The organism is Lachnoclostridium sp. An76, assembly GCF_002161355.1.
In the GTDB taxonomy this organism is placed as follows: domain Bacteria; phylum Bacillota; class Clostridia; order Lachnospirales; family Lachnospiraceae; genus Mediterraneibacter; species Mediterraneibacter caccavium.
Genome location: NZ_NFHL01000001.1, coordinates 617688 through 641816 on the forward strand (window position 1 = coordinate 617688; position 24129 = coordinate 641816).

At 53.8% G+C, this 24129-nt stretch carries 21 protein-coding genes; 5 read left to right on the forward strand and 16 right to left on the reverse strand.

Annotated features, from left to right (window positions below):
• Positions 1–47: 47 nt before the first annotated feature.
• From B5G27_RS02770 to B5G27_RS02780, 3 genes are all read right to left on the reverse strand, one after another.
• Positions 48–4628 (reverse strand): PolC-type DNA polymerase III, encoded by a 4581-nt coding sequence (locus B5G27_RS02770; RefSeq protein WP_087177444.1) that lies wholly within the window; start codon positions 4626–4628, stop codon positions 48–50.
• 2 nt (positions 4629–4630) lie between these two features.
• A complete protein-coding gene (gene ispG, locus B5G27_RS02775; protein ID WP_275533015.1) occupies positions 4631–5692 on the reverse strand; it encodes a flavodoxin-dependent (E)-4-hydroxy-3-methylbut-2-enyl-diphosphate synthase in 1062 nt (353 codons plus the stop codon).
• Positions 5693–5808: 116 nt separating this feature from the next.
• Positions 5809–6207: a hypothetical protein gene (locus B5G27_RS02780; protein ID WP_087177732.1), complete on the reverse strand. Its 399-nt coding sequence runs from the start codon at positions 6205–6207 to the stop codon at positions 5809–5811.
• A 194-nt stretch (positions 6208–6401) separates the two neighbouring features.
• Here B5G27_RS02780 and B5G27_RS02785 point away from each other — a divergent pair, with 194 nt between their 5' ends.
• Positions 6402–7247 (forward strand): DUF368 domain-containing protein, encoded by an 846-nt coding sequence (locus tag B5G27_RS02785; RefSeq protein ID WP_087177446.1) that lies wholly within the window; start codon positions 6402–6404, stop codon positions 7245–7247.
• Between the two features lie 182 nt (positions 7248–7429).
• Here B5G27_RS02785 and B5G27_RS02790 read toward each other — a convergent pair whose 3' ends face one another.
• From B5G27_RS02790 to rho, 9 genes are all read right to left on the reverse strand, one after another.
• Complete coding sequence (locus B5G27_RS02790) at positions 7430–7651, reverse strand: hypothetical protein (RefSeq protein ID WP_087177447.1); 222 nt, start codon at positions 7649–7651, stop codon at positions 7430–7432.
• Positions 7652–7851: 200 nt separating this feature from the next.
• Positions 7852–8916, reverse strand: a complete 1065-nt coding sequence (gene hisC / locus B5G27_RS02795) for a histidinol-phosphate transaminase (protein WP_087177448.1) — start codon at positions 8914–8916, stop codon at positions 7852–7854.
• Positions 8917–9030: 114 nt separating this feature from the next.
• Positions 9031–10221, reverse strand: coding sequence for a pyridoxal phosphate-dependent aminotransferase (locus tag B5G27_RS02800; protein WP_087177449.1), 1191 nt, complete (start codon positions 10219–10221; stop codon positions 9031–9033).
• A 6-nt stretch (positions 10222–10227) separates the two neighbouring features.
• Entirely contained in the window at positions 10228–11127 is a 900-nt protein-coding gene (locus tag B5G27_RS02805) for a DUF2156 domain-containing protein (protein ID WP_087177450.1), read from the reverse strand.
• Between the two features lie 6 nt (positions 11128–11133).
• The gene (gene prfA / locus B5G27_RS02810; RefSeq protein WP_087177451.1) at positions 11134–12204 is read right to left on the reverse strand and encodes a peptide chain release factor 1; all 1071 of its coding nucleotides are present in this window, start codon (positions 12202–12204) and stop codon (positions 11134–11136) included.
• Positions 12205–12239: 35 nt separating this feature from the next.
• The gene (gene prmC, locus B5G27_RS02815) at positions 12240–13241 is read right to left on the reverse strand and encodes a peptide chain release factor N(5)-glutamine methyltransferase (RefSeq protein ID WP_087177733.1); all 1002 of its coding nucleotides are present in this window, start codon (positions 13239–13241) and stop codon (positions 12240–12242) included.
• Positions 13241–14158: a DUF1385 domain-containing protein gene (locus B5G27_RS02820; RefSeq protein WP_087177452.1), complete on the reverse strand. Its 918-nt coding sequence runs from the start codon at positions 14156–14158 to the stop codon at positions 13241–13243. The genes prmC and B5G27_RS02820 overlap by 1 nt, the downstream gene beginning before the upstream one ends.
• A 69-nt stretch (positions 14159–14227) precedes the next feature.
• Positions 14228–14428, reverse strand: coding sequence for a 50S ribosomal protein L31 (rpmE, locus tag B5G27_RS02825; RefSeq protein ID WP_009242226.1), 201 nt, complete (start codon positions 14426–14428; stop codon positions 14228–14230).
• Between the two features lie 89 nt (positions 14429–14517).
• On the reverse strand, positions 14518–15867 hold the full coding sequence (rho, locus tag B5G27_RS02830) for a transcription termination factor Rho (RefSeq protein ID WP_087177453.1): 1350 nt from the start codon (positions 15865–15867) through the stop codon (positions 14518–14520).
• Between the two features lie 262 nt (positions 15868–16129).
• Between rho and B5G27_RS02835 the strand changes: the two genes are divergently transcribed.
• From B5G27_RS02835 to B5G27_RS02845, 3 genes are read left to right on the forward strand one after another with little or no spacing between them, the layout of a single operon-like run.
• Complete coding sequence (locus tag B5G27_RS02835; protein ID WP_087177454.1) at positions 16130–17284, forward strand: NAD(P)-dependent malic enzyme; 1155 nt, start codon at positions 16130–16132, stop codon at positions 17282–17284.
• Entirely contained in the window at positions 17281–18222 is a 942-nt protein-coding gene (locus B5G27_RS02840) for a TIGR01212 family radical SAM protein (RefSeq protein ID WP_087177455.1), read from the forward strand. Before B5G27_RS02835 ends, B5G27_RS02840 begins: the two co-directional genes overlap by 4 nt.
• Complete coding sequence (locus tag B5G27_RS02845) at positions 18215–18727, forward strand: DUF4364 family protein (protein ID WP_087177456.1); 513 nt, start codon at positions 18215–18217, stop codon at positions 18725–18727. The genes B5G27_RS02840 and B5G27_RS02845 overlap by 8 nt, the downstream gene beginning before the upstream one ends.
• Positions 18728–18763: 36 nt before the next feature.
• Here B5G27_RS02845 and B5G27_RS02850 read toward each other — a convergent pair whose 3' ends face one another.
• The 4 genes from B5G27_RS02850 to B5G27_RS02870 form a co-directional block, all read right to left on the reverse strand.
• Positions 18764–20089, reverse strand: coding sequence for a replication-associated recombination protein A (locus tag B5G27_RS02850; protein WP_087177457.1), 1326 nt, complete (start codon positions 20087–20089; stop codon positions 18764–18766).
• A 36-nt stretch (positions 20090–20125) separates the two neighbouring features.
• Positions 20126–20848 (reverse strand): tRNA threonylcarbamoyladenosine dehydratase, encoded by a 723-nt coding sequence (locus B5G27_RS02855; protein ID WP_087177458.1) that lies wholly within the window; start codon positions 20846–20848, stop codon positions 20126–20128.
• A 61-nt stretch (positions 20849–20909) separates the two neighbouring features.
• Positions 20910–21686, reverse strand: coding sequence for a polysaccharide deacetylase family protein (locus B5G27_RS02860; RefSeq protein WP_087177459.1), 777 nt, complete (start codon positions 21684–21686; stop codon positions 20910–20912).
• 159 nt (positions 21687–21845) lie between these two features.
• Positions 21846–22691 carry an AraC family transcriptional regulator gene (locus tag B5G27_RS02870; protein ID WP_087177461.1) on the reverse strand — a complete coding sequence of 282 codons (846 nt, stop codon included), beginning with the start codon at positions 22689–22691 and terminating at the stop codon, positions 21846–21848.
• A gap of 190 nt (positions 22692–22881) precedes the next feature.
• Between B5G27_RS02870 and B5G27_RS02875 the strand changes: the two genes are divergently transcribed.
• Positions 22882–24051 (forward strand): galactokinase, encoded by a 1170-nt coding sequence (locus tag B5G27_RS02875; RefSeq protein WP_087177462.1) that lies wholly within the window; start codon positions 22882–22884, stop codon positions 24049–24051.
• Positions 24052–24129 lie beyond the last annotated feature (78 nt).

The window sequence follows — 24129 nt, forward strand, 5'->3', positions numbered from 1 at the left end:
GCCTGCATGCGCTGCACTTTCCGGCCGCCCGGGCCGTGTCCTCCGTCTCACACAAAGTCAAACAGCGAGATCTGGTTGCTCTGGGGCAGATTGCCGAACAGCCCCAGGTCTGCCATCAGGTCGATGACCGTCTTGCTGACCTTGGTCCTCTGCCGGAAGTCATCCAGCGACAGATACGGCCCATCTTTGGAAGCCTCCTCCACCGCCTCGGCAGCCTTGTCGCCCATCCCTTCGATACTTGCCAGAGAAGGCATGAGCTTCCCGTCCACGATCTGGAACATCTTCGCCTTTGCGCGGTAGATATCGATGGGGGTAAACTCAAAGCCTCTCGCGTACATCTCCTGGACGATCTTCATATCCTTCATGACGTCCTGCTCTTTCTTGCTCAGGCTGTCGCTCCGCTTTTTATAGTCCTGGATGTAGTAATTCAGTTTTTCTTTCCCCTGGCACATGATCTCATAGGAGAACGCATCCGCGCGGATACTGAAATACGCCGCGTAGTAGGCAAGGGGATAATTGATCTTACAGTAAGCGATGCGGTAAGCCATCATCACGTATGCCGCCGCATGCGCCTTCGGGAACATGTAGCTGATCTTCTTACACGACCAGATATACCAGTCCGGCACATCCTGGGCTTTCATCGCCTCTTCCCATTCCGGCTTCAGCCCTTTTCCCTTTCGCACGCTCTCCATGATCGTAAAGGCAAGGGCACTCTCCACCCCTTTGTTGATCAGGTAGATCATGATATCATCTCGTGTACAGATCGCGGTAGAAATAGTCGCCTTACCGGACTTTACCAGCTCCTGCGCGTTGCCGAGCCACACGTTCGTCCCGTGGGACAGTCCGGAGATACGGATCAGGTCAGAAAGAGTCTGGGGCTTCGTATCTTCCACCATCTGGATAACAAAATCTGTCCCGAACTCCGGGATGCCAAGGCAGCCCAGCTTACAGCCGTCGATATCCTCCGGCTTGATCCCCAGTACGTCCGTGCCGTGGAAGAGCTCGATCACCTTATCGTCGTCCAGCGGGATCTCCGTGGCCACAAAAGGATGCTCCGCATTATATTCATTTTCCATGGCGTCTGACGTGATATAATCCTCCAGAGTACGGATCATCGTCGGATCATCGTGTCCCAGGATGTCCAGCTTCAGAAGGTTGTGGTCGATGGAGTGATAGTCAAAGTGGGTCGTAATGATCCCGCACTCCATATCATTGGCAGGGTGCTGCACCGGCGTAAACTCATTGATGCTGTGTCCGTGGGGAAGTACGACGATACCTCCCGGATGCTGCCCCGTGCTGCGCCGGATCCCCGTGCACCCTTCTGTGATGCGCTCGATCTCGCACCTGCGCTTTCTCTGCTCATGCTCTTCGTAATAATTCTTCACAAAGCCGTACGCAGTCTTATCCGCCAGGGTGCCGATCGTCCCCGCCTTAAACGTATGCCCCTCGCCGAAGAGCACTTCCGTATATTTGTGGGCCTTTGCCTGATAGTCCCCGGAGAAGTTCAGGTCGATATCCGGCTCCTTGTCCCCCTTAAACCCGAGGAATGTCTCAAACGGGATATCAAAACCGGCTTTTACAAGCGGTTCCCCGCACACCGGGCAGTTCTTATCCGGCATATCAAAGCCGCAGCCCCCGGCGAACGCCCTCACCTCATCTGATTCAAAGTCACTGTAATGGCATTTGCTGCAGTAATAATGCGGGCTCAGCGGATTCACTTCCGTGATCCCCGCCATGGTGGCCACAAAGGACGAGCCGACAGATCCCCTCGAACCTACCAGATATCCGTCCGCATTCGACTTCCACACAAGCTTCTGGGCGATGATATACATGACCGCATATCCGTTGGAGATGATGGAATTCAGCTCCTTTTCCAGGCGTGACGACACCTGCACCGGGAGATCTTCCCCATACATTTCGTGCGCCTTTCGATAACAGATATTTCTCAGCTCCTGATCCGAATTTTCGATGACCGGCGGGCACTTATTCGGATTGACCGGGGAGATCTTTTCCACCATCCGGGCGATCTTCACCGGATTGTCGATCACGATCTCCCGCGCTTTTGCCGCGCCCAGGTAGGAGAACTCCTCCAGCATCTCCTCCGTTGTCCTGAGAAAGAGGGGCGGCTGTGTGTCTGCATCGTCAAACCCTTTTCCGGCCATAATGATACGGCGGTAAACCTCATCCTCTGGATCGAGGAAATGTACGTCGCATGTCGCCACAACGGGTTTTCCGAATTTTTCTCCCAGTTCCACGATCTCCCGGTTGATATTTCGCAGATCCTCGTCTGAAGTTACATCCGGCGTGCGGTCGCTCTCGATCATGAACCGGTTATTCCCCAGGGGCTGGATCTCATAATAATCGTAAAAATCAGCCAATGTGGCGATCTGTTCGGAAGAGCGCTTCTCAAGCACCGCCTGGTACAGCTCGCCCGCCTCGCAGGCGCTTCCGATCAGAAGCCCTTCCCTGTGCTCATTGAGCAGGCTCTTCGGGATCCTGGGCCTCCTCGCATAATAGGTCAGATGAGACTCTGTAATGAGCTGGTACAGGTTATATCTCCCGATATCATTCTTCGCCAGGATAATGATATGGTGGGTCGGCATCTTGCGGATCGCATTGACATTGCGGTCGCCATACCGGTTCACTTCTTTTAAGGTGGTAATATGGTCTTTTTTCAGCATTTCTACGAATTTCACGAAGATCTCCGCCGTCGCCCCGGCGTCATCCACTGCCCGGTGATGGTTTTCCAGCGAGATATTCAGAGCCTTTGCCACGATATTCAGTTTATACTTGGACAGAGTGGGCAGGAGCACTCTCGCCAGCGCCACAGTGTCCACATAGACAAACCGGTCATCCAGCCCGAGGTTCCGGCAGTTCTGCCCGATAAACCCCACGTCGAACCCCGCATTGTGGGCTACCAGCACGCCATCCCCCACGAATTCAAGGAACTGAGGGAGCACGGTCTCAATATTCGGGGAATCCATGACCATCTCATCCGTGATACTGGTCAGGTTTGTGATCTCAAATGGGATCGGGCGCTCCGGGTTCACAAAGGTGCTGAACCGGTCCACGATCTCCCCGTTCACCACTTTGACCGCTCCGATCTCGATGATCCTGTCGCGGATCGAGCTGAAGCCCGTGGTCTCGATATCAAACACGATATACGTGTCGTCCAGGGACTGTTCCCCCGCATTGACCGCGATCTCTGTCAGGTCGTCCACCACGTATCCTTCCACACCGTAAAGGATCTTAAACGGATCGTCTTTATCCAGTGTCTCTATGTAATGATTCGCCTCCGGGAATGCCTGCGCCACCCCGTGGTCTGTGATGGCGATGGCAGGATGTCCCCAGTCATGGGCGCGCTTTACGATATTTTTCACATCAGACACGCCGTCCATATCACTCATCTTCGTATGGCAGTGGAGCTCTACCCTTTTCAGCGGGCTGAGATCCTTCCTTGACACTGTAAAATCCCCGATCTTCTTTATCCCCGCGATGGAACCGATGGTCAGCTCTCCGTCAAATTTGTCGATGGTGGTGACGCCTTTGATCTTGACGAAAGCGCCTTTTTTGAGTTCTCCCAGGATTTCCGGGAGCTGGTCATTGCGGGCGAACATTTTCACAGTGATCGTATCCGTAAAATCTGTGACCGAAAAGATGATGATCGTCTTTTCATTGCGGATCTCTCTTGTCTCAAAGCTGATGATCTTCCCGTGGAAGGTGATCTCTCCCATCTCTGTGACCACCTGATCCAGGGTGATGGGCTCATCGTCAAAGTTCCTTCCGTAGATCAGGTTCGGATCGTCTCCTGTCTTGACCGGGCGGTAGAAATCTTTTTTCTTAAATCCGCCCTTGCCGAACCCTTTCTTTCCTTTTTCCGAAGCGCCTGCACTGCGCGTCTGTCCTTTTCCAGCCCCTGCGCTGCTGCCGTGCCCGGCGGATGGAGCGGCGGGAGTCTTCTCTTTCCCGTCTGAGTGCGCTCCTTCTCCCGGTGTTTTCGTCTGTTCCGCTGCCGGCGTCTCGCCCCTCTGCCGTGCCCGGCGCTCGAAAATGGCATTGATCTCCTGCTGGATCCTCTGCTCGTCATACTCCCGGCTCCCTGTGCCGGAAGGCTCCCGGTAAGAGATGCGGATATCCGCTTTCATACGGAAGCGTTCTGCAAACATCTTTTCCAGATAAGCCAGGATCTCCTCCCTGCGCCCTTCTGATACGATCGTATCCAGAAGCTCCAGGCAGACTACACTGCCTTCCTCATAATGGATCTCCGCCTGCGCGAACATGCTGGCAGCGAGCACGCTGGTTTCCCTCAGCTCCAGGATCATGCTTTCCCGGTATTCGTCCATCAGCGCCTCCGGCGTATACTGGCCTGACAGCGCGTATTCTTCTATGATCCGGATGCTCACCGGGGTTTTCGCAAAGAGCTGGTCCTTGATCCTCTGCTCCATCTGCCAGATCTGCTTCTTCTGGATCAGATGCCTGCTGAAAATATGCACATGAAGAAAATCACGGCGCGAATTCGTCGTGATCTTCTTAACCTCCACATCTGCGAACAGGATCTGTATATCATCCTCTGCCTTCAGTGTCGGGAATACATGAAAAAATACCTTATCGTTCTTCACCTGCTCCAACCTTATCTCTCCCAGTTCAGAAGCTCCTGCCTCAGCGTCTCAAGCAGCTCTTCTTCCTTTACCTTTTTTACGATCTCGCCCTTCTTGATGAGCAGTCCTTCGCCGATGCCGCCGGCAATGCCGATGTCCGCTTCCTTCGCCTCGCCGGGGCCGTTCACCACGCAGCCCATGACAGCCACCTTAATATTGTCAAGGGGAATGTCCTGCACCATTTTCTCTACCTCATTGGCAAGGCTGATGAGATCGATCTTCGTCCTCCCGCATGTCGGGCATGACACGACCTCGATCCCGCCTTTTCTCAGGCCCAGCGTCCTGAGGATCAGTTTCGCTGTGCGGATCTCTTCCGCCGGGTCCCCGGTCAGGGAGACGCGGATCGTATTACCGATGCCCTCATACAGGATGATCCCCAGGCCCACGGAAGATTTCACATTGCCGGAGTACACGGTCCCGGACTCCGTGATACCTACATGGAGCGGGTACGGGCACTCCTTCGCGATCAGCTCATGCGCCTTCACGCACATCATCACATCTGAGGATTTGATGCTCACGACCAGGTTGTCATATCCCATCCTTTCGATCATGTGCACCTTATCCAGCGCGCTCTCCACGATCCCCTCCGCGGTGACGCCGCCGTATTTCTCCAGCAGATGCTTTTCCAGAGAGCCGCTGTTCACTCCGACCCGGATCGGCACATTGTATTCTTTCGCCTTGTCAACAACCGCTTTCACCTTCTCTTCCGAACCGATATTCCCGGGATTGATGCGGATCTTGTCCGCCCCGTTCTCGATCGCCGCTATGGCGAGCCTGTAGTCAAAATGGATGTCCGCCACGAGGGGGATATGGATCCTGCTCCTGATCCCGCGGAGAGCTTCCGCCGCCTCCATTGTGGGCACAGCACAGCGGATGATCTCACATCCCGCTGCCTCCAGCTTCAATATCTGAGCCACTGTCGCTTCCACATCTTCTGTCCTGGTATTTGTCATGGACTGGATCGCCACCGGGTTATCCCCTCCGATCTTTACGCCGCCGATGGAAATCTCCTTTGTCTGGTTCCTGTACATCATCTTTTCCTCCTTCCATCTTCTTTCTTCTCTCTTCCTTTCCTTCTATCTGCTTCTCCTTCAGGATAGCAGAGGAGTCCCGCCGAACGGAACTCCTCTCTGATCAACTCTTTGTCTGCCTACTTTCTTGTAAAGACCATCTGATCCCCGTACTCACGCTCTGTCAGCGTCAGGGTATCCTTCTCGATATTGTAATCATAGGATCCTGACAGAACGCCTTCCGCATAAGCAGAATCCGTATATACAGTAAATATCTTATTTTTTGTATCCACGGTATACGACATGGGGGCAGCCTCTTCCTCTTCCCCGTCTGTACCGCCGGTCAGTGTCACTGCCCCGTCATCACCGATCTCAAGCACCGCGCCGCTGTCCTCGCTGACCCAGCTCCCTTCCAGGGGATTGCCGGTAAAAAGCTTTACGATAAAAAAGATCAATATGATGATAATGATCACCGAAGAGACAGTCAGGACCGTTCTCCAGAGAGTATTTCTTTTTTCTTCATTATTCTCGTAGATCATAAGCTGTTTCCTTCCTTTTTTCTGTCTTTCATTATACGGATTTCGCTGTGTGATGTCAACGCTCCAAAAGGGACGGATCCCCTCCCCCCGCAGATGCAGGAACTGCATTTTACTTGCAAAAACCGCAGAAAAATAGTATAAATACTATGGTCTGTAAAATAAGTATATGAAGAAAAGAAAGGATTTACAAACATATGGACAAAAAGCCAAGCAGCAATTTTAACCCACTGCAGTTTCTGTTCCGCGTCATACAGGGCGCGCTGATCGGGCTCGGGGCGGTCCTGCCCGGCATATCCGGAGGCGTGCTGGGTGTGATCTTCGGCATCTACAAGCCGATCATGGAACTGTTATCCAATCCGTTTAAAAATTTCCGGACTCATGTGCCGAAACTGATCCCCGTATTCATCGGCGGCGTCATCGGTTTCCTGGGCGTGGCAAATATCCTTGCCTTCTTCCTCAACAAGTACCCGGATCCGTCTGTCTGCCTCTTCATCGGCCTGATCGGGGGCATGCTGCCCTCCCTGTTCCGCGAAGCAGGCGAGCAGGGCAGGACAAAAGGCTCCTGGATCTCTCTTGTCGTATGCATGTGTGTTATTTTCGCACTGCTCATCGGACTTCAGATGACATCCGTTGAGATCGCGCCGAACTTTTTCTGGTATCTGTTCTGCGGATTCTGCCTCGCCCTGAGCGTGATCGCTCCCGGCATGAGCTTTTCCACACTGCTGATGCCCCTCGGTCTTTACACGCCGTTCGTGGACGGGATCGGACACTTTGACATGGGAGTGCTCATCCCGGGCGGGATCGGGGCACTGGTGACAGTCATCCTGCTCGCCAAGGCGATCAACGCACTGTTTGACAATTACTATTCCATCGCCTTCCACGGCATTGTGGGCATTGTGATCGCGGCAACCGTCATGATCATCCCGGTCCAGAGCTTCCTCACCGCAGGTTCAGCTATCGTCAACCTGATCTGCATCGCGGTCGGTATCGTCTGCGCGCTGGCGCTGGATAAGTTCAACAGCCGGGTCAAAGTAGAGTAAGATCTGTATTTGTGGGGGTGCCTTCCTTGTAAATGTGACGTCCGAAAACCGCCGGTTTGCTGCAGGACGTTTTCGCGGCGGACGGGGATATGGCTCGGGTTCCGGTTCCGTAATCCGGGAAAGACGTAAAAAGAATGGGATACGGCTAAGGACAATTCCAAAGCGGAAGATTCGCCTGCGGCTCAGGCATCCGCTTTGAAATTAACGCCGCATCCCATTCTTTTAAGTCTTTCCATCAGATTACTCCAAGTCACCGTCGCCATATCCCCGTCCGCCGCGAAAGGTGCATCAAAGGGGAACGGTTTTCTGCGCGCATCCGATCGGAAGGTCCCCGCAGTCAAATGCAGAATCTCGAAACGGAACGAAAAGGGAGCTTCAGCGGCAAAGCGGAAATTTTTCTCCACCGGGAGATCCGGCGGACTTCCGGAAGAGGATTAGCCGTTCGATTTGGCCCAGCGAGCTGCGCCTCTCTTGTGATAGAATTCTGCCTGCTAGGGGGAATTTTATCTTTTGGCGGAAAAGTTCGTCTCTAGTTGTATGTTTCTGCCGGCTGGGGAGGAGGGCACCTTTTGTCGAAGAAGTTCCCCTACAAATACTGATTTACCTATTGGGACAGCCGTTCCTTAAGGAACTTAAGCAGGATCTCCATCTCTTCGTCCGTGCCCACGGTGATCCTGAGATACTGTCCGATCCTTTCATCGTCCCAGTGGCGCACATAGATATCCGCATCCCGCAGTTCCCGGAAGAGCTGCCCGCCGTCATAGCGGGGATGGCGCGCGAACAGGAAGTTTGCCTTTGAATCCGTAAACTCAAATCCAAGCTCTGCGAGTTCTTTCTTTGTCCGTTCTCTTGTCTCCTTTATCCTGCACACGCTGTCCTCAAAATAAGCGCGGTCCTCCACCGCCGCGGCTCCGCACACGAGGGCGGCGCGGCTCATGGTGTAGGAGTTGAAAGAATACTTCACATCATTCAGGCAGCGGATCAGATCCGGATTTGAAATGGCATATCCGATCCTCATGCCCGCCATGCTCCGGGCCTTGGAAAATGTCTGGGTCACGATCAGGTTGTCGTATTTCCCGATCAGCTCCATCGCGGATCTCCCCGCAAAGTCCACATACGCCTCATCCACGATCACGATGGAATCCCGGTTATGCTCCAGGATATCCTCGATAAAATCCAGTTCCTCATAGATCGCGGTCGGCGCGTTCGGGTTGGGGAATATGATCCCGCCGTTTTCCCGGTAATAATCTTCCTTTACGATCCTGAAATCTCCGTCAAGCGCCGGGCACTCATACGGGATCCGGTACAGTTCCGCCCAGACTTTATAGAAGGAATATGTAATGTCCGGGAACAGGACCGGCTTCTCTGAATTGAAAAATGTCAGGAAACAAAGGGAGAGTACATCGTCCGACCCCACTCCCACAAACACCTGGTCTTCGCCCACTCCGTAGTAATCCGCCAGGGAGCGCACCAGCTCGCTGGACGTCGGGTCCGGGTACAGGCGGAAATCCGCCGGATCAAGGGAATCCAGCGCTGCCTGCACCCCTGGCGCAGGCGGATAGGGATTCTCGTTTGTATTCAGCTTGACCACCTTTTCCTGCGGCTGCTCCCCGGGCACATAAGGTTCCACGCTCCGTATATTCTTTAAAAGTTCTGCTCTGACTGCCATGTCTTTTCTCTCCTGTCTCCCGTTTCTATCTGTCTCTTCTCGGTCTTCTCGCTTGCCGTTTTCTCGTTTTCCGCCTTCTCGCTTTCCGCGCTCCTATTTATGCTCTGCCGCCAGTTATTTTTTATACTCTGCCGCCAGTTCTTTAAATTTCGGCAGGGAATTCACGATGGTCTCATATGCCACACAGTATGCGATCCTCACATACCCCGGGCATCCGAAAGAGCTTCCCGGCACAAGGAGGATATTATACTTCTTCGCCGCCGCGCAGAATTCCTTCTCGTCCGCTACAGGGGATTTCACGAACAGGTAGAACGCCCCTTCCGGCTTGATGCACTCAAATCCCAGTTCTTTCAGCCCGTTATAAAGGGTCTCTCTGTTCCTGTCATAGAAAGAGATGTCTGTCTTCTCATTCAGGCACGCCTTCACGACCTTCTGCTGGAGAGTCGGCGCATTTACGAATCCGAGGATGCGGGTAGCCACATTTGCTGCAGAGATCAGGTTCTCGCTGTCAGCCGCCTCGTCCGGGATGACAAGGTATCCGATACGCTCGCCCGGGAGAGAGAGGGATTTGCTGTAGGAATATCCCACGACAGTATTTGCGTAGTATTTTGTCAGATACGGCACTTCTATGCCATCGTACGCAAGCTCTCTGTACGGCTCGTCCGAGATCAGGTAAATATCTGTGTTGTATTCCTTCTGTTTATTTTCCATAATGGCAGCCATCTTTTTGATGGTTTCTTCTGAGTACACAACACCTGTCGGATTGTTCGGCGTATTCACGATCACTGCCCTTGTCTTCGGTGTGATCTTTGCCTCAAACTCATCCAGCTTCGGCTGGAATGTCGCTGTATCCGGGGAGATCTCCACGATCACTCCGTCATAGTTGTTCACATAGCTTCTGTACTCTCCGAAATAAGGAGCGAACACGATCACTTCATCCCCCGGGTTCAGGAGCGCTTTGAGGATCACATTCAGGCCGCCTGCCGCTCCCACTGTCATCGTGATATTGCGGGCAGCGAAACTTGTCCCGAACCGTCCGTTCAGGGACTCTGCCACTGCCTGGCGCACATCCTCATAACCTGCATTGCTGTTCGTATATCCGTGGAGCACCACCGGATCCTCCTCATTGAGAAGGTCGATGATCGCCTTCTTCACAGCTTCCGGCGCCGGCACATTCGGGTTGCCGAGGCTGAAATCAAATACATTCTCCGCGCCGTAGATCTTCGCGAGGCGGTTCCCCTCCTCGAACATCGCGCGGATCGCTGAACTGTTTGCCACCATGTTTTCCATTTTCTTTGAAATCATCTTCTGTCACTCCTTTTCTTTTACAACGCCCTTTTCTTCCAGGAACACCGGCCTGTATGAAAGTTTCGCCTTCCTGAGCCCTTCCGCTCCGGTGTCTTCTTCTCTGTTCACATATTTGTAATCCATACACTCATGCTGTACGAACTGCTGGTTGATCATAGGATAAGCGCCCTCCACATCAGGGAACGCCTTCTCGATGTGGACCACGAATGTATCCGGGCTCAGCGGCTCGCCTACTGTAAACGCTACGATGCGCTCTCCGATCTTCAGGACGCCTCCCTTTAATCCCAGCTCCTTGTAAAGGCGCAGGGAATTGAGCGTCACACACATCTCCGCATTCTTCTCCAGATCCTCCTCGCACCCATTCTGGTTCCGCCATTTGAGTGCCATCTGGAAACAGTCCTCCACATTATCGTCGCTTAAAGCTTCATATGTCCAGTCCGGGTACAGCGTCTTAAACTTATTGATGTGGTTCCGCTTTCCGTGGAGCTTTTTCCCTGCCAGCGTGGCAAGCTTCTCCGTCTCATAGACATAATCCGCTATATCCCGGTCATATCCGATGCTGAATCTGTCCGGATACCAGGATCCAAGCTGTTCAAACATCTCCGGGGTCACATTGTACAGGACAAACGGGCAGCCTTTTTCCTTTGTATATCCCATCAGGAATTCCAGCGCTTTCCTGACATTCTCCGGCTCGCCTGCCGGATAGGCGAACGCCAGCCCGTCATCTTCACTCTTAAATACAAGAGCATCTTCTATCACAGCGTATTTTACTTTATAATGTCTGGACCAGAGATACACATTCACAAACGTACGCTCGCAGCTCCTGCTGGGCGATTTTGCGAAGTATGATGAAATGATCTCCTTATCTTCCAGCTCCGGTCTCTTAAATACTGGTTCTGTCATATCTTATCAGTCCTCCATCTTCGCCAGTTTCGCTGTCTGGTCCGCCGCGATCAGGCTGTCAATGATCTCATCCAGATCCCCGTTTAATATAGAGTCCAGCTTGTGCAGCGTCAGCTTGATCCTGTGGTCTGTCACACGTCCCTGCGGGAAGTTGTAAGTACGGATCTTTTCCGAGCGGTCTCCTGTCCCGATCTGGCTTCTTCTCGCCTCTGCCTCAGACGCCTGCTGCTTCTCGAGCTCCAGGTCATACAGCTTGGATCTCAGCAGCCGGAACGCCTTCTCCTTATTCTGGAGCTGGGACTTCTCCGTCTGGCTGTAGATCACGATACCCGTCGGGAAATGGGTCAGGCGCACAGCGGAATCCGTCGTATTGACACACTGGCCGCCGTTGCCGGACGCGCGCATCACGTCGATGCGGATATCTTTCTCGTCGATCACGATATCCACTTCCTCTGCCTCCGGCATGATCGCCACGGTCACAGTGGATGTGTGGATCCTCCCGCCGCTCTCCGTCTCAGGCACACGCTGTACACGGTGCACGCCGCTTTCGTATTTCAGCCTGGAGTACGCTCCCTGTCCCGTGATCATGAACACGCACTCCTTGAAACCGCCGATGCCATTTTCATTCAGGGAGATCAGCTCTGTCTTCCAGTGACGGCTGTCCGCATAGTGTACATACATGCGGTAGATCTCAGCCGCAAAAAGAGCCGCCTCATCGCCGCCGGCGCCTGCCCGGATCTCAACGATAACATTCTTGTCGTCATTCGGGTCTTTGGGAAGGAGAAGGATCTTCAGCTCCTGCTCCAGTTCCTCCACACGCTTCCTGGACTCATTCAGCTCTTCCTTTGCCAGCTCGCGCATTTCCTCATCAGATTCTTCCTCCAGCATAGCAAGGCTGTCATCGATATTCTGCTTACATTTTTTATACTCATTGTACGCTTCCACGATGGGCGCAAGGTCGCTCTGCTCCTTCATCAATCTGCGGAATCTCTGCTGGTCATCCGCCGCTCCCGGCTCTGCCAGCTCTCCCATCACTTCTTCATAGCGAACCAATAGATCATCTAATCTGTCAAACATTTTCCTTTGTCCTTTTCTATCAAACTATACATTATCTAACTATATCTTCCATACACGACCCGGTCAAGCCCTGCCAGGTCTTTTTTTACCCGGACTTCCGTATACCCGGCGCTGCGCATCATCCCGCTGACATCCTCCGCCTGGTCGTATCCGATCTCAAAGATCAGCCAGCCTCCGGGGAGCAGATGTTCCCTCGCCTCGTCTGTAATGCGCCGGTAGAAATACAGGCCGTCCTCTCTCCCGTCCAGCGCTTCCCGGGGATCGTGCAGGCGTACCTCTTCCTGGAGCGCGTCGATCTCCGCGCTGCGGATATAGGGCGGATTGGAAAGGATCATCCCGTACTTTCCCCGGATATTTTCAAACAGGTCTCCGCGGATGAACTTGGCCCTGATCCCCAGTGCATCAGCATTCTGCCCCGCAATGGAGAGCGCCTTTTCCGAAATGTCCGCCCCTGTGCCTTCAATTTCCTCTGGCATACCTGCCGGATCTCCCGCATCGCGCTTTCCCGGATCACACCTTCCCGTATCGCACTGTCCTGCATTATACCTTCCCGTATCACACTTGTCTGCATAGTGCAGGACGCTGAGCAGGATACAGCCGGAGCCTGTACACAGATCCAGGATATGCAGCTTCCCGCCGCTCCGGGGGAGCTGTCCCTTCTTTAATATCTCCAGCGCCTGTTCCACAAGGATCTCCGTATCCTGCCGGGGAATGAGGACATTCTCATCCACCCGGAAGGTCAGCCCCATAAACTCCTGTTCCCCGGTGATATGCTGGAGCGGCACCCGCTGCTCTCTCTTTGAGATACACTCCTCATACCGCGAGCTCTGCTGCTCTGTCATCTCCCGGTCCGGTTCCATTAGATACGACGCGCGGCCAAGCCCCGTCACATACTCCAGGAGATACCAGGCATCCAGGTCCGCTTCCGGCACACCTGCCCGCCTGAGCCTCTCTCTCCCCAGGGTGTATGCAGCTTTGAGCGTCTCTTTCTCTGCCTCATGCCCGAGGGCCTCTCTGTCCCGGTTCACGCATTCCATCATCCCAGGTTCTCCTTCTGCCAGGTCCGCCAGTCGAACACTTCTTCCACCGCCCGGATCCCGACTTCGATCATACTGTCGTCAGGCTCCTTTGTGGTCATGTTCTGGACCCACATTCCGGGCCTGCTCAGCAGGTTTACGAGAAAATTGTCGCTGTTCCCCGCCAGCCGGATGATCTCATAAGACACGCCCGCGATCAGAGGAAACAGGGCGATCCTGATCACGACGCGCAGGATCTGGGAATCCGTGGTGATAAAGAAACAGAAAATGATACTCACGATCATAACAAAGAAAAGGAAGCTGGTCCCGCAGCGCTTGTGCTGTTTGGAACTCTTCCTGACATTCTCAACGTTCAGCTCCAGCCCATGCTCGATGCAGTTGATACACTTGTGCTCCGCGCCGTGGTACATGAATGTCCGCCTGATATCCTTTGTCCTGGATATGAAAAAAATGTACAGAAGGAAGATCGCCACCCGGATCACTCCTTCAAATATCGTCATCGCCGCCCTGGACGATGTATGTTTCTCCACAAAACTGCTGAGGAAATAGGGGAGCACCATAAAAAGCGCCACCGCAATGACGATCGCCACTGCCATGGTCACATACATGATCACTTTTTCCTGCTTCTCCTGTTTTGCAGCCTCGGCTTCCGTGAGCTCTTCCCCTTCTTCTTCCTCGAAAAAACTGGCGGAATACATCAGCGTCCGCATGCCGAGCACGAGGGAGTCCAGAAAATTAAAGATCCCTCTGATGAACGGGATCTTAAGGGGCGTCCGCCACGGTATGATGCTGTGGTAATCCTGCACGTCCACCGCGATCTCTCCATCAGACTTCCGCACTGCTACAGAGTACTTCCCGCCGTTCCTCATCATGATGCCTTCCAGGACCGCCTGCCCGCCTATGTTCGATGATTTCATAATGCCTCCTGGTCATCTTAATAAAACAGGCTGAGATGCTCCCACCTCAGCCTGCTCTGTCTTTTCTTCTTATTTAATACCGTATTTTTTGTTGAACTTGTCAACACGGCCGCGTGCCTGTGCTGCCTTCTGCTGTCCTGTGTAGAACGGATGGCACTTGGAGCAGATTTCAACGTGGATGTTTTCCTTTGTGGAACCTGTCACAAAAGTGTTGCCGCAGTTGCAGGTCACTGTTGCCTGATGATATTCCGGATGGATTCCTTCGCGCATGATTTTCACCTCTCTATTTTAAAATACTATTATAGTCTCTAAACAGCTTTTAAATTGTATCATAAAGTATTTTCTTTTGCAACTGTTTTTTAGATAAACTTCTGTCTGACCACCTGACGGACAAGCTCTGCGTTTGTCTTTGTGCGGGTGAACATATTGAGCAGATTGTCCACTGCTTCCTCTGACTTCATACCGTTCATGGCCCGGCGCATGATATAGATCGCTTCCTGCTCTTCCTTATTTAAGAGCAGGTCCTCTCTCCTCGTGCCGGATTTCGGGATGTCGATCGCAGGGAACACTCTCTTTTCCTGAAGCTTGCGGTCCAGGATGAGCTCCATATTTCCCGTCCCCTTGAACTCCTCGTACACGACATCATCCATCTTGCTTCCCGTATCCACAAGGGCTGTCGCAAGGATGGTCAGGCTGCCGCCCTCCCGCATATTTCTTGCCGCTCCGAAGAAACGCTTCGGGCTGTAGAGCGCTGCAGGGTCGAGACCGCCTGAGAGCGTCCTGCCGGACGGCGGCACGATCAGGTTGTACGCGCGGGAGAGCCTTGTGATGCTGTCGAGAAGGATCATAACGTCTTTCCCGTGCTCTACGAGACGTTTTGCCCTCGCGATCACCATCTCTGACACACGTTTGTGGTGCTCCGGCAGCTCGTCGAACGTAGAATGGATGACTTCCACATTGGGTCCTGAGATCGCTTCTTTGATATCTGTCACTTCCTCCGGCCGCTCATCGATCAGGAGGATGAGGAGATGCATATTCGGCTCTGTTTTCTGCACAGAGAGCGCGACCTCTTTTAACAGAGTCGTCTTTCCTGCCTTCGGCGGGGAAACGATCATACCTCTCTGTCCCTTTCCGATCGGGGATACCAGATCCATGATCCTCATGGCCGTGCTGCTCCCCGGATTTTCCAGCCGGATCCTCTGGTTCGGGAAAATAGGGGTCAGGTCCTCAAAATTCTTTCTCTTCATCGCCTCTGCCGGGCGCAGGCCGTTGATCGTGGAGACATACAGAAGGGCGCTGAATTTCTCTCCCTGGGTCTTTACCCTTGTATTCCCGGTCAGGATATCTCCGGTCTTCAGCCCGAATCTCCGGATCTGAGCCGGAGATACGTAGACATCATTCTCCCCGGGCAGATAGTTGTCGCTGCGGATGAAGCCGAAACCGTCCTGCATGACCTCCAGTATGCCGTTTGCTGTATTTCCGCTGTCGAGCTGCTCGATATCCGTCTCGGATTTCTTCTCTTTCATTTCCTCGCGGACCTCTTCCTTTGCCTCTGAGGCAGCCTCCGCCTGCTCCTCCTTCGCGTCGAGCGCGAGCATGGCGTCGATCAGCTCACTTTTCTTCAATGTGGAAACACCTCTCATTTTCCTTGCCTTTGCAAGCTCTTTCAGCGTTGCCAGCGGGAGTGACTCATACTTTTCTCTTGTCATATCCTTTTCCTTTCTTACATTAATAAAATGATCTGTTTTTCGTTGTCCTTATGTTTTTAAATGCTTCGGGAATTTTCGTCGGAATCGACTTCAAATCGATAAAGTGCATTAAATATGCAACTATTATACATTTCACACCTGCCCTTGTCAAGTCAGGGTAGAAAGTGATATGATAGTCCCAGTCCAAACGTTGCTGCGCGGACAGCAGCACCCGCGCGGACTGGCATCTACAAAACAGCAGAAAATGAAAGAGGTAATCAATATGTCAAACAACAGTGAAAAAGCCCTTAAAATGCACGAGGAGTGGAACGGAAAACTGGAGACAACGGCAAAAGCCCATGTGGACACACGTGAGGACCTTGCCATTGCCTACACTCCCGGAGTTGCGGAGCCGTGCAAAGTGATCGCAGAGGATCCGGAAGCTGCTTACAAATATACGATCAAAGCAAACACCGTTGCCGTTGTATCCGACGGAAGCGCTGTACTCGGGCTCGGAAATATCGGCGCCCTCGCCGCTATGCCCGTTATGGAAGGAAAAGCTGTACTCTTCAAAGAATTCGGCGGCGTGAACGCTGTGCCGATCTGCCTGGACACACAGGACACGGAGGAGATCATCCGCACAGTGGTCAATATCGCTCCTGCTTTCGGCGGGATCAACCTGGAGGATATCTCCGCTCCCAGATGCTTTGAGATCGAGACACGGTTAAAAGAGCTCCTCAATATCCCGGTATTCCACGATGACCAGCACGGGACAGCCATCGTCGTCCTTGCAGGTATCATCAATGCGCTGAAAGTGACCGGAAAGAAAAAAGAGGACTGCCGCGTAGTGATCAACGGCGCAGGAAGCGCGGGCATCGCCATCGCCAAACTCCTCCTCACCTATGGGTTCTCCCATATTATATTGTGCGACAGCAAGGGCATCATCTCCCGCTCAGCGGACAACCTGACTCCGGTGAAGGAAGAGATCGCCCAGGTCACAAACCCGGAAGACCTGAAGGGCACGCTCGCGGACGCTCTGAAGGGCGCGGACATCTTTGTCGGCGTATCCGCTCCCGGTGTGGTCACAGAGGAAATGGTCGCTTCCATGAATCAGGACGCGATCCTCTTCGCCCTGTCCAATCCGGTGCCGGAGATCATGCCTGACCTTGCAAAAGCAGCCGGAGCGAAGGTCGTAGGGACCGGGCGCTCTGACTTCCCGAACCAGGTCAACAACGTAGTCGCATTCCCGGGCATCTTCAAGGGAGCGCTGGAGGGACGCGCATCCCAGATCACAGAAGAGATGAAGCTTGCCGCAGCAGAAGCGATCGCAGGGCTGATATCTGACGAGGAATTAAATGAGGACAACATCCTCCCGCAGCCGTTCGACCCGCGCGTTGCGGACACCGTAAGCCAGGCTGTAAAGGATCTGATCCGTTGACACAGGCAGATCTTGGCCGCTGGGGCGGAAGGCGTTACTATTCCCTGGACTGCTGCCTCAGGGAGACATTTGGGGAAAAGGTATACAAGATCACGCTGAACGGCGGGATGTCCTGCCCGAACCGGGACGGACACATCGGGACAGGGGGCTGCATCTTCTGCAGTGCAAAAGGCTCCGGCGATTTTGCCGGGAATGCCGCCCTCTCCGTGACAGAGCAGCTCGCCGAAGGGAAAAAAGCCCTGCTGGCAAAGCGTCCCGTGCATTCTTACATCGCATATTTCCAGGCGTTTACAAACACCTATGCGCCTGTCAGCTATCTGGAGAAGATCTTCACGGAAGCCATACAGGACCCGGACGTCAGGGCGCTCTCCATCGCCACCCGTCCGGACTGCCTGGGCAGTGACGTCCTGGAGCTCCTGGAGCGGCTGAACCGGATCAAGCCTGTGTGGGTCGAGCTGGGGCTCCAGACGATCCATGAAGAGACCGCCCGTTTCATCCGCCGCGGTTATAGCCTGGACGTGTTTGACAGAGCGGTGGCTGATCTCCGCAGGCTGGGCATCACAGTGATCGTCCATGTGATCCTCTTTCTCCCCGGAGAGACGGAGGACCGAATGCTTGAGACGGTCGACTATCTGAACAGCCGGGATATCCAGGGGATCAAGCTCCAGCTCCTGCACGTCCTGGAGGGGACGGATCTGGCAGGGATCTACCGGGACCATCCGTTCCACACCCCGGACATGGAAGAGTATATCCGGATCCTGGGACGGTGCATTGCCCGCCTGAGACCGGATATCGCCGTACACCGGCTGACCGGTGACGGACCGAAAGACCTCCTCATCGCGCCGCTCTGGACGGGCGCCAAACGCACGGTGCTGAACCGGCTGAACCAGTATCTGAAAGAAAACGATCTATGGCAGGGAAAGGAGTACTATGGCTGAGACATTTACACTGTATAAACTGATCATCTTATATATGCTGAACAAGGTAGACTTCCCTCTCACCACCTCCCAGATCTCGGAGTTTGTGCTCGACAAAGGCTATACTTCGTATTTCAAACTCCAGGAAGCGCTCTCCGAGCTGGCTTCCTCCGGGCTGATCCGACCGGAGACGACCCACAACCGTACGCTGTACCATCTGACCGAGAACGGCGCGGAGACGATCCATTATTTCAGCAATAAGATTTCTTCTGCCATCCGAAAGGATATCGATGATTTTCTGAAGGAAAAGCAGTATGACTTAAAGGAAGAGGTAGCAGTCAAGTCAGACTACTACCTCAACACAAACAAAGAATATGAAGTGCGGTGCCAGATCGTAGAAAACGGCTCCAGCCTCATCGATCTGAAACTCACGGTCCCGACCGAGACTGAGGCCGAAGCTATCGCAAACCGCTGGGACCTGAACAGCCAGCAGATCTATGCGCAGCTGCTTGCCAATCTGCTGTAACACAGGATCTCAGGCAGGATCCCGGGCTCTGACAGATCATTCTTTTACAGAGCCGCGGATCTTCCGAAGATATTCTTTGATATTTTTTTCATAACCGAGATCGCCGGGTTCATAGAACCTGGCGTCTTTTATTTCATCCGGCAGATACTGCTGGTCCACATAGTGCCCGGGATAGTCGTGGGCATACTTATATCCGATGCCGTGTCCCAGCTTCTGTGCTCCCTTGTAATGCGCGTCCCTTAAATGGGACGGCACGGAAGTCTGGTACCGCCGGACCGCATCGTTTGCCGCAGTGATGGCATTGACCGCGGAATTGCTCTTTGGCGCGCAGGCCACATAGGTCACCGCCTGGGAGAGGATGATCTGGGACTCCGGCATACCGATGCGCTCCACTGCCTGGGCTGCGGACACTGCCACTGTGAGCGCCATGGGGTCTGCATTTCCCACATCCTCGGAGGCACAGATCATGATGCGCCGGGCGATGAATTTCACATCCTCGCCTGCATAGAGCATCTTGGCAAGATAATAGACCGCTGCATCCGGGTCTGAGCCCCTCATGCTCTTGATAAACGCGGAAATGATGTCATAGTGATTGTCCCCCCGCTTATCATAATTCACGGCGCGCTTCTGGATGCATTCCGACGCCACTTCCAATGTAATGTGGATGATCCCGTCTTCGCTGCGCTCCGTAGTCAGCACCCCCAGCTCGATCGCGTTCAGCGCATTTCTGGCGTCGCCGCCGGACAGATCCGCCAGGAACTCCAATGCATCGTCGTCGATCGCGGCATGGAAACTCCCCATCCCTTTGTCCGTGTCATTAACTGCCCGCCTGAGCAGTGTCTTGATATCTTCTTTTTCCAGAGGTTTTAATTCAAAGACACTGGACCTGGAAAGAAGAGCCCCGTTGACTTCAAAATACGGATTCTCGGTCGTAGCGCCGATCAGGATCACTGTCCCGTCCTCCACAAAGGGAAGGAGATAATCCTGCTGTCCTTTGTTAAAACGGTGGATCTCATCAATAAAGAGGATCGTCTTTTTCCCGTACATTCCCTGGAGATCCTTCGCCTGGCGCACGACCTCCTCCATGTCCTTCTTCCCTGCTACTGTGGCGTTGATCTGTTTAAATTCCGCGCTGGTCGTATTGGCGATCACCTTGGCAAGGGTTGTCTTCCCCGTCCCCGGCGGCCCGTAAAAAATGACAGAACTCAGCTTGTCTGCCTTGATCGCCCGGTAGAGGAGCTTGTCCCTGCCGATGATATGCTGCTGCCCCACCACTTCCTCGAGCGTTGACGGACGCATCCTGGATGCAAGGGGAGACTCCTTCTCCTGTTCCTTTTCTCTCATATAGTCAAATAAATCCATGGCTTCCTCCTTATATCCGAAATATCCGAACCTGTATCATATCCCGGCCAGAGTGCGGATCACTTCGCCCGCGATGATCAGCCCTGCCGCCGGCGGGACGAAGGAGATACTGCCGGGCACAGACCGCCTCGCGCCCGGATCCTCCCCTGTGGCGCGCCCGGCTGTGTCCACTGGCTTTTCTTCCGAATACAGCACCTTCAAATGCAGGATCCCCCGGTTTTTCAGCTCTTTTCTCATCACCCGGCACAGAGGACACACACGCGTCTCCGACAGGTCCGCGATGCGGAACATCTCCGGGTGCAGCTTATTCCCTGTGCCCATGCTGCTGATGACCGGGATATTCTCTCTCTGTGCCAGCTCCACAAGGGCGATCTTGGCGCTCACTGTATCGATGGCATCAATGATATAGTCCGGCTTCCCGATCTGGCCGAACAGGGCGTCAATATTATCCGGGAGGACAAACATCTCATGCGTATCCACACAGATATCCGGGCAGATATCCCGGATCCGTTCTTTCATGACCTCTGTCTTATACCTTCCCACCGTACTGTGGTACGCGATGGACTGCCGGTTAATATTCGTAAGCGACACCCGGTCGTTGTCGATCAGCGTCAGCTTCCCCACGCCGCACCGGGCAAGCGCTTCAATGCAGTGGGAGCCCACGCCGCCCACGCCGAACACCATCACCGAGGCAGAGCGGAGCCGCTTCTCTGCTTCCGCCCCGATCAGAAGTTCTGTCCTGGAAAATTCATTTATCATCTCTTTCTCCTTACCTGTATTCCTGAGCCGTACGTGCCCCATGAGCCGCGCGCGCCCTGTTCTAATCTAAAAGGAGCCGGTCAACTGTGACAAACTCGTACCCTCTCTCGCTGAGGATATCGATGATCTGAAGCGCCGCCTCCACGGATGTTCCATAACAGTCGTGCATGAGAATGATATCATTTTCTTCTGTATCCGTCACTACCTTTCTCACGATCTCCTGCGTATCCTTTGTCACCCAGTCCCTGGAATCCACCGTCCATTTCACATACAGCTTATCCGGCTCTTCCAGCCCCTGCGGGAACTCGCCGAAGGGCGGGCGCACCAGATCCGTCTCCTCCCCTGTGATCTCCCGGATCCGGCTGTCCGTCATCTCCAGCTCTCTCCACGCATCTTCTGTACTCAGGCCGGAGAGATCCACATGATGCCAGGTATGGTTCCCGATCAGATGCCCTTCCTCATGCATCCGCCGGATGATCTCCTCCCCGCCCTCTTTCTCGATGTTCGAGCCGATGACGAAAAAAGACGCCCTGACCTCCCGCTCCCGGAGCCCGTCAAGAAGGAGGGGCGTATATTCCGGGCTGGGCCCGTCATCAAACGTCAGGGCAACCCTCGGGCGCACCCCGGAAGTTCCCTCCTGCGCCTCTTCCTGCGCCTCTGTCTGTATCTCTTCCCGCACTTCCGCCTGCACCTCTTCCTGAACTTCCGCCCCGGCCTCTTCCCTCTCCCAGAGAGCGGATACCGGGTATGCCATGAGCACCGCGGTCAGCGCCAGGGCCTGCATCCATCTCCTGATCTCACCGGCTCCACTGATCTCACCTCTCCTGTTTTTCGCCATGTCTTTCTCCCATCCTGTCCTTCTCCCCGGTCTGTTGACTCATTCTGATACAGGTTATGAAAGAAATCCCGTCCACATTCCACGGCGGGCGCCCGGTGATCCCGGGAAGACAGTCCATCCCGCCGCAGCTCATCCGTCCGCAGTTCATCCGTCCGCAGTTCATCCGTCCGCGGGCATATGCTTTTTCCGGTATTCCGACGGTCCGATGCCTTTCTGCTTCTTAAATGCTTTTGAAAAATACAGGTTATTCGCAAATCCGACGGAATAGGCTATGGCAGACACAGACAGCGAGGTCTCCTTCAGCAGGTGGCACGCCTGCTTGATCCGGTATTCCGTCAGATACTCTTTCGGCGATTTCCTCACGTAATTCTGGAAAGACCGGAAAAGGTGGCTCCGGCTGATCCCGACATAATCCGCGATATCCTCCACGGTAATGGGATAGGAATAGTTCGTTCCGATATAGCTCTCCGCCTTCTCCACATAAGTAAGGCGGATATCCTTCTCCTGATCCTCCCGGTCCGAATAGTGCATGAACAGGGCGAGCAGGCTGTAAAGCTGCCCGGTCATGGCAACGGAAGCCTCGTAGGTATTCCCTTTCATGCTGTAAATACGCTCCAGCCCGTCCCGGATCTCCTCCACCGGGACCTTGCCTTTCAGGATGTAAGGCGTCTCCCGGCTGAACCCCGTATTGCGGATGATGGACGCCGCGTCCGCCCCCATGAATCCCGCCCAGGCATACTCCCACGGCTCATCCCGGTCCGCCCGGTACTCGAGCTCCACTCCGGGATACAGGATAAATGTATCTCCTTCGCTGAGCCGGCAGGACACTTTCCCGGTGGAATAGTACCCGCTGCCCGACAGGATATGGTGGATACAGTAATGGTCCCTGACCCCGGGGCCCCACTGGTATTCGGGTTCGCATTTCTGGTATCCCACATTATAGACCGAAAGCGAATTCAACAGATTTTCTCCTATTTTATATGAATGTTTGTACGTATCCTGCATCTCTGTCCTCCTTCCCGCCTTTTCACCCGGCACATCACACATATTATAGGCTCACAGTTTTATCCATTGCAACATTTTTACATAAACTTGCAAACATTTTTTATAGACGGAGCCCCCTTTGTGGGCTATACTGAAAACAGATTACACCGCGAATCAAAAATATTATTTTCAAACTGAGGAGGATCATCAGATGAAACAAAAGCTTTTTGACAAATTTGCAGAACTTTTCGGCAGTTCAGAGGGCGCGCACTTTTATTTCGCACCGGGACGCGTAAACCTGATCGGAGAGCACACTGACTATAACGGCGGGCATGTATTCCCCTGCGCGCTTACTATGGGCACCTACGCGGCGGCAAGGAAAAGAGACGACCGCAAAATGCATTTTTATTCCATGAACCTGGATACATTCGGCGTAGTCGAGACTTCCCTCGACGACATGACAAACAAGCCGGAATACAACTGGGCGAATTATCCCTTCGGTGTCGTATGGGCTTTTGCTGAAAAAGGCCATCCCATTGACAGCGGTTTTGACATGGTCATCTGGGGAAATATCCCGAACGGAGCCGGACTCTCCTCCTCCGCATCCCTCGAGGTGCTCACGGGAGTCATCCTCACAGACCTGTTCGGCATCACGGATCTGACAATGACAGACCTGGCCCTGATCGGACAGTATTCTGAAAATAATTTCAACGGCTGCAACTGCGGCATTATGGATCAGTTCGCCAGCGCCAACGGAAAGAAAGACAACGCGATCTTCCTTGACACAAACACGCTGAAATTCGAGTATGCGCCCATCAAACTTGACGACGCAAAGATCATCATCACAAACAGCAAGGTAAAACACAGCCTTGTAGACTCCGCTTACAATGACAGGCGCCAGGAGTGCACGGACGCTCTCGCAGCCCTCAAGACGAAGCTGGACATCAATTCCCTGGGAGACCTGACACCGGAAGAATTCGAGGCCAACAAAGACCTGATCAAAGATCCGATCCAGTTAAAACGCGCAAAACATGCTGTATACGAGAACCAGCGCACGATCGATGCAGTGGCAGCGCTCAAAGCCGGAGACATCACGAAGTTCGGACAGCTGATGAACCAGTCCCACATCTCCCTGCGCGATGACTATGAAGTATCCTGCGAGGAGATCGACATCCTGGTGGACCTTGCATGGGCGATCCCGGGCGTGATCGGATCCCGTATCACCGGCGGCGGATTCGGCGGCTGCACAGTCAGCATCGTAAAGAACGACTCTGTTGACACATTTATCGACAGCATCGGAAAGACATATAAAGAAAAAGTCGGGCATGAGGCTGAATTCTATACCGTAGATATCGGCGCGGGCGCTTCCCGTCTCGACTGATCCGGACAGCCTGCGGCCAAAAACTGTCGGCCGGAAACTGTTCATTCTATGTAATATCCCGCCGTGACTGCGCTGATG